Origin of the sequence: Kitasatospora sp. NPDC127035 (assembly GCF_042726075.1) — a bacterium.
In the GTDB taxonomy this organism is placed as follows: Bacteria; Actinomycetota; Actinomycetes; order Streptomycetales; family Streptomycetaceae; genus Kitasatospora.
Window position 1 is genome coordinate 24053 of sequence record NZ_JBHXDN010000091.1, and the last position, 9148, is coordinate 33200.

At 73.5% G+C, this 9148-nt stretch carries 5 protein-coding genes and 1 pseudogene; 3 read left to right on the forward strand and 3 right to left on the reverse strand.

Translation table 11 applies throughout. The features are described 5' to 3' along the window. Positions 1-225 precede the first annotated feature (225 nt). The 3 genes and pseudogenes from ACFWIC_RS37210 to ACFWIC_RS37220 form a co-directional block, all read left to right on the forward strand. Entirely contained in the window at positions 226-2016 is a 1791-nt protein-coding gene (locus ACFWIC_RS37210) for a hypothetical protein (RefSeq protein ID WP_380521387.1), read from the forward strand. Beyond that, the gene (locus ACFWIC_RS37215) at positions 2013-3893 is read left to right on the forward strand and encodes a hypothetical protein (RefSeq protein ID WP_380521389.1); all 1881 of its coding nucleotides are present in this window, start codon (positions 2013-2015) and stop codon (positions 3891-3893) included. Before ACFWIC_RS37210 ends, ACFWIC_RS37215 begins: the two co-directional genes overlap by 4 nt. 52 nt (positions 3894-3945) lie before the next feature. Continuing rightward, a pseudogene (locus ACFWIC_RS37220) lies at positions 3946-4863 on the forward strand (glycoside hydrolase family 15 protein); the annotation flags it as partial. Positions 4864-4881: 18 nt separating this feature from the next. On the opposite strand, the gene ACFWIC_RS37225 reads toward ACFWIC_RS37220, so the two are convergent. The 3 genes from ACFWIC_RS37225 to ACFWIC_RS37235 are packed head-to-tail and all read right to left on the reverse strand — an operon-like array spanning position 4882 to position 8877. Next, positions 4882-7407 (reverse strand): hypothetical protein, encoded by a 2526-nt coding sequence (locus ACFWIC_RS37225; RefSeq protein ID WP_380521390.1) that lies wholly within the window; start codon positions 7405-7407, stop codon positions 4882-4884. A gap of 9 nt (positions 7408-7416) precedes the next feature. Further along, positions 7417-7722: a helix-turn-helix domain-containing protein gene (locus ACFWIC_RS37230; protein ID WP_380521395.1), complete on the reverse strand. Its 306-nt coding sequence runs from the start codon at positions 7720-7722 to the stop codon at positions 7417-7419. 57 nt (positions 7723-7779) lie between these two features. Next, complete coding sequence (locus ACFWIC_RS37235; protein ID WP_380521392.1) at positions 7780-8877, reverse strand: tyrosine-type recombinase/integrase; 1098 nt, start codon at positions 8875-8877, stop codon at positions 7780-7782. Positions 8878-9148 lie beyond the last annotated feature (271 nt).

The window sequence follows — 9148 nt, forward strand, 5'->3', positions numbered from 1 at the left end:
TGTGCGCGTAGGCGGACGCCGTCCTCCGCGAGGAGATGCACGCCACCGCCCGACACGCCGACGGCCGGACCGACGCCCTCCCGCCGACGGGCCGACGGCTGGGACACGGCGCTGACCCCCGTCACCGCGCACCGCGCCTCTCGACTGGGCCAAGCACACCGCGCCGCCGCCCACCGTCCGGCCCCTGAACGGCCGACCCGCCCTCCGACCCTCAGGACCCCGCCCATGATCCACCTGACGCCCGCCACCACCCACGCCACGACCTCTACGGGGCCGGCACTGCTCTTCGACCTGCTCCCGCACGACCGCAAATCACTCGAATGGGCAGAAGTGCTGTGCGGTCCCGGCACCATCCGCAGCATCACCGATACCCGCAAGATCGCGCGCGCCACCGTCCAGCGGGCGATCGCTACCCTGATGGGGCGCTGCGGCACCTTCCTGCGCCCCCAGATCACCGCGCAGTACACGGCGGCCGACCTGGTCCCCGCCCACTGTCTGCCCCTCGAAGTCACGGACCCGTGGGACCTCGACCACGCCGACCGGGCACTGCTGCGCCTGCTCGCCCGTCTGCCCCACTCCGAGGCTGCCGCCGAGCTCGCCCTCACCCAGGCCACCGTTCGCTCCCGGGCCGCCCGGCTGCGGCGGCTGCTGCACGTGGCCACCGATCACGAGGCGACGGCGCTCGGGGCACTGCGGGGAGTGGTGCGCCCGGGCGACGCCCGGCCGGGTCTGCCGCTGCCCGCCCCGGACCTCCCCGAAGCACTCGCCTCGGCGGTGCAGGCGATCCTCGCCTGTCTAGCCGACAGATCGCATGCGGCGGCGCAGGTCCCGCGCGCCGAACAGCACCTCGTGGCCGCTGCCGTCGCGCACGCCCGCGCCGGCCACGGCTCGCGGGTCTTGGTGATCGCCGCCGACGGCCCCGCGTGGGATAACGCGATGGACACCTGGGCGCGAGCCCGCACGGACGAGGGAACCGTGGTGGGCCTGCGCCACCGACCCGTCCGACACGATGACGACGAACGTGTCCTCGCCTGGACGCGGCGCGGCCTGCTCGACCTGGCCGGCACCCGCCAGCCGGTCACCGTCGTGGCGACGCCCGAGTCCCAGGACCTGCTGACGCCCCTGCACCACACCCCAGGGCACCGCCTCGCCCGCTGGGACCTGATCGTCACGGTCGACGCCCATCACCCCACCCCGCCCGGGCACCCCGGTTCCGGGGCCGCAGCCGAACCGTTGCTGCCCGCCGCGGCCCGCCTGGCCCTCACCTCCACCCACTCCCACGTGCCACCGTCCGACGCCGAAACGGTGGTGGTGCGGCGCAGCACCACGATCGCCGGAGGGCAGAGCCGGGTGCGCGGCCACCGCCTGCTGGCCGTTCCCTGGACGGCGGTCGGAACGCCGGACCACGTGGCCGCTACGGTCCTGGAGGCGGCGCGGAGGCACGGGCTTCGGCGGGTACAGGTGGTCTGCCACTCGGTATCGACGTGCCGGCGGATTGCCGACGCCGTGGGCCGGGTGGGTATGACCCGGCCCGGGTGGCAACGCCCGGCATCGTTGTGGACCGGCACGCTCACGCCCGACCTGCCCGCAGGGGAGCGGGCCGAGGCACTGCTGCGGTTCGCCGAGGGCCACGAGGAACTTCTGGTGCTGGCCGCGTTCGGCCCGGTGCGGGCCGCGGGCGCGGATGCGCTGCTGGTCCTCTCCCCGCACGACGAACACTCGGCGGGCGAGGCCGTCGAATGGGCACTCGAGGCCCGCGGCCCGCGCGACGGCGCGCGCACGCTCGCCGTCCTGGTACCCCTCACCTCCGACCCCACCGTCAACTCTGGCTCCGGCCGCGCCGAGGTGCTCCTTCGCGCGTGCGCCGCGCTCGACCCCGCCCTCGCCGACCGCGCCGCGCGGCACCCGGCCGGGTCACGGTGGCCGTGGATCGACGGCGCCCCGTACCTGGACACCGGCCAGCGCACCCACCTCGACGCGGCCGTGCGCGCCCTGACCGCGGGACAGCCGTCGTGACCGCCGACCCCGGCGACAGCGGAACGATGGCCCGGCCTGCCACCCGGGTGCCGAACGGGCTGGCCACCGGCGTGCCGGACGATGCCGAGCAGACGGTGCTGGACCTGCTCGCCGCCGGGCTCACCCCCGCGGCGATCGCCGCCCGCCACGGCGTGTACGCCCGCGAGGTCAACCACCTCATCAAGGTGCTGCGCGACCGGTACGGGGTGCGTACGACGTGCGGTCTCCTCGCCAGGCACTTCGCTGATCCGGACCACCGCGCCCGGCTGCGCGGGCCTGTCCCGGCCCGGGCGGGTGGCCTGACCGCTCTCCAGGGGAGGCTTCTGAGGCTGCTCGCCGCCGACCGCACCCCCGCCGAGGCCGCCGCAGCTGCAGGGGTCCGCCCGGACGAGGCCGATGCCGCGCTCGCGGACCTGCAGCACCGGTGGCGCACCAGCCTCGAAGGCGCCGTTGCCGCCGTGGCCGACGGACGCCCTCGCGGCGGCAGGCCCGCCACGCCCCGCCACCCGACGCCGACAATCCCCGGTGTGCGCCGTCACCACCACGGCGACGGCCGGCACCGGGAGCTGATGACCGGCCCGCGCACCGCCCTGACCCACCACGCTGAGCAGGCCGTTGCCGCGGTGCCCAGAGCGGTCGTGGTCCTCCAGGGCGGTGACCTGGCCGGCGCCCTCGCACAGTGGCGTGCCCGCAGCATGCCGGGAGCGCTCGTGATCGGCGTCCACGCCCCGGGCGAACGGGTCACCGTCGGCCGGGCCCCGGCCGGTTGCCCGCTGGTGTCCGACCCGGCCGCCCTGACCCACCACCTCCGGCTGCCCGGCCCGCTGCTGGCCGTCACCACTACCACCGGCGCGGCCGTGCTCACCGCAGCCCACCGCACCGCCCACCTGCCGCCCTGGGACCTGCTGCTGGCCGAGGACGTCCTGGCCCTGGAGGCCGGCGGTACGGCGGGCGCCGCCCTGCTGTCGGACGCGGCCGTTCCCGCCCACCGCCGGGTGCTGCAGACCACCACCACGGCGTTCGTCGACGGGTCCGGCCGGCTGTGGAGCGCGCGCCCCGGCCCCCGCTACGGCCGCGCCCGCGAGCTCGGTCCTGCGGCCCCGCGCCCCTACCGGATTGAGATCGCGCTCACCACACCCCCACGGCCCACTGACGGGACACGACGTCTGGAGGACGCGGCCCGCGTGGCGGTGGCCGCGACCGGGCGCCCCGGCGCGCGCAGGCTCGCGGTCCTGTGCCCGGACGATGCCACTGCCCACCGCCTGGCCGCGCGGGCCCGCAGCGTGGCGGACCCGCTCACCCGGCGCGGACCGCGCGGGGTGATGACCCTCACCGCCGCCCAGCTCCCGCGCGACCGCGCCCGGGTCCACACGCTGCTGGCCGGCGACGGCCGGGCTCTTGTCGTGACCGCCGAGCCGTTGCCCGGCGCCGGCATCGACACGCTGATGCTGCTGGACCCCGACCGGACGCCCTGGACCACCCTCGCGGTCCTCGAACAGGCCCTCGCCGCCCGCGCCCCCGAACTGCTGATTCTCACGGGCCGCGTCGAACTGCCCGCCACCCGCCGACGCCACGCACCCGCCCAGCTCGCCGGACCCGCCGCTGTGCTGCGCACCCTGGCAGCCCTCGACCCGGGACTGCGCCGGGCCCTGGCCCGCGACCGCGAGGAGCCGGCCGCCGACCCCTGGCGGCGCACCGGTGCCCTGGAAGCCGTCACTCTGCCGCAGGTCCTGCCACCGGCCCTGCGCCGCCTGGTCGCCGCAATCCTCCTCGACGCCGACACCTCCCGCACCGGCCCCCGACGACTACTCACACCACCGCCCGCGCACGCCCGGCCGGGCCCGGACCTGCGCCTGCCGAACCCCGCGACCGCCTGACCGCGGGCACGAAACCCCGTCACCCTCCCACCCACGTAAGGACACCACCCCCATGACCCTCGCCCCGACCGAGCCACGCGACCTGATCGAGGACCACGCGCTGATCGGCAACATGCAGACCGCCGCCCTCGTCAACCGGCGCGGAGCCGTGGCCTGGATGTGCGCACCCAGATTCGACTCCCCGGCGCTCTTCGCCGCCCTGCTCGGCACCGACGACCACGGCTCCTGGCGCCTGGCTCCCGCCGAGCCCACCCCGCGCCCGGCCGACCGCCGCCGCTACGCCGGCGACTCGCTGATCTTGGAACAGGAGTGGGACACCCCCGACGGCACCGTCCGCGTCACCGACTTCATGCCCGTCGCCGTCCGCGAGGGCGCGCCTGCCGCCCCGCGGATCGTCCGCATCATCGACGGCGTGGCCGGCGCCGTGACCGTGCGCTCCGTCGTGCGGCCACGCTTCGGCTACGGACGCACCACCCCGGCCGTCCACCGCCCCAACGCCGCCGACGGCACCGCCCGCCACACCGTGGCCATCGCGGGACCCGACGCGGTCTGGCTCCAGGGCCCCGACCACCACACCGACTCGGACGGCGCCCTCACCGCCGAGGTCACCGTGACCACCGGCCAGCGCGTCGCCTTCGTCCTTACCCACCGCGACTCCCACCGCGGCGCCCCGACGGCCGTCGACCCCGAGCGGGAACTGAAGCGCACCCTACGGTTCTGGCACGACTGGGCCGGCCAGTGCACCTACCAGGGCCCCTACCGGGAGGCCGTGGTCCGCTCGCTGATCACCCTCAAGGGCCTCACCTACGCCCCGACCGGCGGCATCGTCGCGGCCCCCACCACCTCACTGCCCGAGGACATCGGCGGCGAGCGGAACTGGGACTACCGCTACACCTGGCTGCGGGACGCCGCGATCACCCTCTCCTCCCTGCTGCGCACCGGCTACCGGGACGAGGCGAAGGCCTGGCGTGTTGGTAAGGCGGGCTGTTCATCTTTGAGGAATGCCTGGTTCGCGGCGGCTGAGTTCTGCTGCGTAGCTCTGGCTGTAGCCGCTGGCTTCCCGGTTCCACACGTCGGCTGTGCTCTGGTGGATGCCGATCATGCGGCTGACGACGAACGACGGCAGCTCGATGGACAGGTCGAGCAGCGCGGTGTGGTGTCCGAGGCGGGGTGGGATGCCGATTCGCTTGAGGCGGGTGCACAGATAGGCGGGGCTCATGGGCCGCCCAGGGAAGCCTCCGTGGAAGAGCCACTTCGGTTCCTGGGTGGGTGCGACGGCGCCGGGGCCGCGTCGCTGGTGGACGAGCTGCCGTACCAGGTCGTCGAGCGGGGCGGGCAGGAGGACGGGTTCTCGGCCCAGACGCAGGCTGACCGCGCCGACCTCGTCGATGACGTGGTCGGTGGTGAGCTGGACCGCTCGGCTCGGCGGTTGGGCGAGCAGGAGCAGGAGGAGCCCGGCGGTGCGGTCCGCGGTGTCGAGGCTGGCGTCCTGGGCAAGGCGGTGGATCATGGCCAGGCGCTGGTCCTCGCTGATGAGATGGGCGGTGAAGGCGGCTTCGGACCTGGGGGCCGCGAGCGGGCGGGTGTGGCCGCGCTTGGCTGCCCATTTGAGGAAGACGCCGATGCGCCAGCGGCTGGCCGGTCCTTCGCTGAGCCAGGTGTCGAGATGGTCCTGGGTGCAGTCGGCGAGTGTGCTCCCCTGCTGGTGGAGCCACGTCAGGAAGCCGGTGGCAATGTGGATCTCCCGCCGGATGCCTTGTGCTTGGCCGGATGTGATCTCACGGGTTTGTCGGCGGAGCTTGCGCAGGGGCTGCCAGGTCGCGTAGTTGCGCAGAGCTCGGCGGGCCTGCGGGTCGTCGACTCCGGCGATTGTGGTGTCGAGCCATCGTTCGAGGAGTGCGAGTCGTTCGTTGCGTTGCGGCAGGGCGCCGCCGGCGACCAGGACGGCGCGCAGGTTCTGCACGGCCTGCCGGTTCGGCATGGCGTCGAGCATCTCGTGGGTGACGGGCCCGTCGGCTGCGGCGATGGCGGTGAGGACGGCCCGGCGGGTGGGGACCCAGCGGGTCCAGCGTTGGACGATCTCGGCGTCGGCCCGCAGAAGTGCCTGGTAGACGGGGCCGAGTTCGGGTCGGACGTGTCCGTCGGGGCCGGCGAGGGCCTTGGTGAGGGTGCTGTGGGCGGTGCAGGTCGGGCACGTGGTTCGCACGTAGCGTCGGTCGGCCGCGCCGCACGATCGGCAGGGCTCGCGGCCTTCGGGGTGTACTGCCCAGCAGGGCATGCACAGCGGCTCGCCCCGGCTGGTACGCGCGGCCGGTCGGCGGTGCTGACCGCAGGCGGTGCAGGCGACGGGCAGACGCCAGCAGGGAGTGCACCGAGCCGGGCCGCCGTCGTAGCGGTGGAGCGCGCGGACGGTGCCGCAGCCGGGGCAGGGGCCGTGGGTGAACGTCTTGCGGTAGCAGGGCAGGCACAGCGGTCGGTCGGTCGTGGTGTTCCGGCAGGGGCCGTGCTGTCCGCAGTCGGAGCAGGTGGCCGTGGGGATGGCGACGCACTTGCGGCAGATGGATCCGTCCTCGGTTCGCTCCGCGGGGAACCCGACGGTGTCGCAGCGGATGCAGGGGCGGTGGTTGAAGGGGTCGTTCATCCGGCAGGACGGGCACAGGGCCTGCCCCGTGTGCGTCCTGCCGGCCACGGGCCGGGTGTGGTGGCACAGGGCGCACGGTTCGGGGCGCGCCTTCTGCCAGCAGCGCGTGCAGGCTCGGAGGCCGTCGCGCACCACGAGGCGCAACGGTGCCTGGCGGTGGCAGATGGGGCAGGCGGGGACGATGATGCCGCGGGCACCGCGTTCGATCAGGGCGCGGGCCAGCGGCACGGTCTTGGGCGGTCCGAGAGCCGCGTCACCGGTCAGCAGCGCGGGGTGGTCCTCCATCGCCCACAGCAGCTTGAGCTGGGTTGCCCGGTTGTTCGTGACGTGTCGGACGGCTTCGGCGGCCATGTCCGCGCTGATCCCGAAGTCCTGGGCCGCGATGAGCCCGCTGAGGTCGCGGACGGCGTCTCTGCCCTGGTCGGGCGGGTGGGCGGAGCATCGGGGCAGCCCGTCTCGGTCGCGGGCGAGGAAGTTCTTGCTGCCGCAGAGGGTGCAGGCGTTGGCCGCGCGGTGGCGGCGGGTGTTGCACGAGGCGCAGATACGGCCCTGGTCGGACAGGCCGACCAGGGGACGCGGAACGGCGCACGACCCGCACGCGGGCACCTTGAGCCGTTCGGCTCCGAGGGGGAGGAGTGCTCGCACCAGGCGCTCGACACCGCGTGGTCCGTGCGGCCGGCCGGACGTGAGCAGGTCGGGGTCGTTGTGGAGGGCCTCGGCGAGTTCACGCCGCAGGGGCCGTTGGCGAAGGACCGAGGTCAGGACCGTGTGGACGTCGATGCCCAGGCACGCGGGGTCCGCCGCGTGGACGATCTCGGCGATGAGGGTCTCGGGTTCGGTGGCGTAGCGCGGCAGGCTGTGCTGGTCGAACACGGGCGCCGCCTACTCGGTGATGATCCGTGCCCGCTTGGGACGAAGCTCTCCTATGGCGTCGTCGGCCGGTACGGCTCGGCCGCTGGCGGTGGTCTTGCGCGCGCGGCGTGTGGCGGTCGTGGCGGTGGCGACGGGTTCGATGAGGTCCTCCATGGTGCAGCCGAGGATGTCGAGCAGGGCCATGAGGGTGGTCAGGGTGAGGCGTTCGGGGCGCTCGGCAACGAGCCGGTAAGTCTGGCTTGGCGAGAGCTTGATGTCGCGTTCGGCCAGCAGGGGGCGAAGGTCGGTGGTGGAGAACATGCCGCGGTTGGCCATCACCTCCCGCAGGTGCCAGCGGTAGTCGAGCTTCCTGGTGGTCACCTCGGTGCCTCCCTACTGTTCGCTGGCAAGGGCCTGGTCGAGGACCTTGCGCATCATCGTGTTCATGTAGTCGCCGCTGACGCCGGTGTAGATGGCGGTGGTGGAGGCGTACCGGTGACCGACCTGGCGTTGGACGAACGCAGGGTCGGCGCCGTCCTCGATCTGGTGGGTGACGTGGCTGTGGCGAAGGCAGTGCGGCACCAGGTTCCCATCCAGACCGAGCTGGTCGCGGTAGGTGGCGAAGCGTTCCTCGATCTCGCGTGTCTGGAGGCGTCCGCCGCGTTCGGTGGGCCACAGCGCCGGGCTCTTCGCGGCGCAGGCGTAGCGGGGTCGTATGTTGTCGAGGTAGTCCGCGACCGCCTCGACGGCCCAGGGCATGACGCTGAGCGTCATGCGCCGGCGCGGGGGCGAGCCCTTGCTGCGTTTGCCGTAGCGCACGTGAAGTGCGCCGAAGCGGCCCAGTTCGGGGGCCTTGGGGTTGCGGTGAAAGTCCACGACGTCCAGGCGCGAGGTCTCGGTGCAGCGGGTGCCCCACCCGTAAAGGACCTTGAACACGGTCGCGTCGCGGTAGGCCGCGAGGGCCCCCTTGCGGCCCAGACGCGACGCGCGCGCGACTTGGGCGTCGGCGTGGTCCAGGAAGGCTTGGATCTCCTCCCGGGTCATCGGTCGGCGCTCCGGACCTCCCTCGTAGTCGACCAGGTGGGCGGTGGTGTTCCACTCGTGGGCGATCTGGACCGGGTGGGTACCGAAGCGTTCCTCGCACTCCTCGGGCCACTGGTAGTGCGGCGAGGTGATGTAGTCGCAGAACATCCGGACGGTGCCCTGGTAGTCGCGGATCGTCGACTCGGCCCGGTGCCAGGTGGCGATCAGGTCGGTCGTCCAGTCGTCCAGGTCCGCAGCCGTCCACTGCCACGGATAGGCGTCGGTGTACGTCGCGAAGCGCCTCACCACTCCGCACCGGTCCCGGATCGTGTCCGGCTGAAGGCGCCTGCCGCCGCGCTGCTGCCGGCCCCAGCCCTCCAGCATCGCGTCGAACACGGCGTCCTCCGGATGCAGCAGGGCCACGCCCTGGAGCAGTACCAGCCGGGCCGAGGCTTCGCTCAGCTCCATCGTCGGCATCGAACACCTCCGCCCATCAAGTGCGCGAAACGTTCATCAAATGCACTTTAACGGACAAAGTGGCACTTCACAGACTTAGAGAACCCGGAGCGTAGACCAACCGTGTGCACCAACAACCTGGCAACGCCGGGCCTCGCGTCGCGCATCAACCGCAATTCCCCGCCCTTCGAGTGGCTGCTGCGCGCGGTCGCCGGGGACCCGGAGAACCTGCAGATCATGTACGGCATCGCCGGCGAGCGCGAGCTCACCGAGTCCTCCCTCG

What these genes read in the sequence shown, in the direction of transcription:
- ACFWIC_RS37230 (WP_380521395.1), bottom strand. Translation starts at nt 7,722, where the DNA reads ATGGCCAACCGCGGCATGTTCTCCACCACCGACCTTCGCCCCCTGCTG.
- ACFWIC_RS37210 (WP_380521387.1), top strand. Translation starts at nt 226, where the DNA reads ATGATCCACCTGACGCCCGCCACCACCCACGCCACGACCTCTACGGGG.
- ACFWIC_RS37235 (WP_380521392.1), bottom strand. Translation starts at nt 8,877, where the DNA reads ATGGAGCTGAGCGAAGCCTCGGCCCGGCTGGTACTGCTCCAGGGCGTG.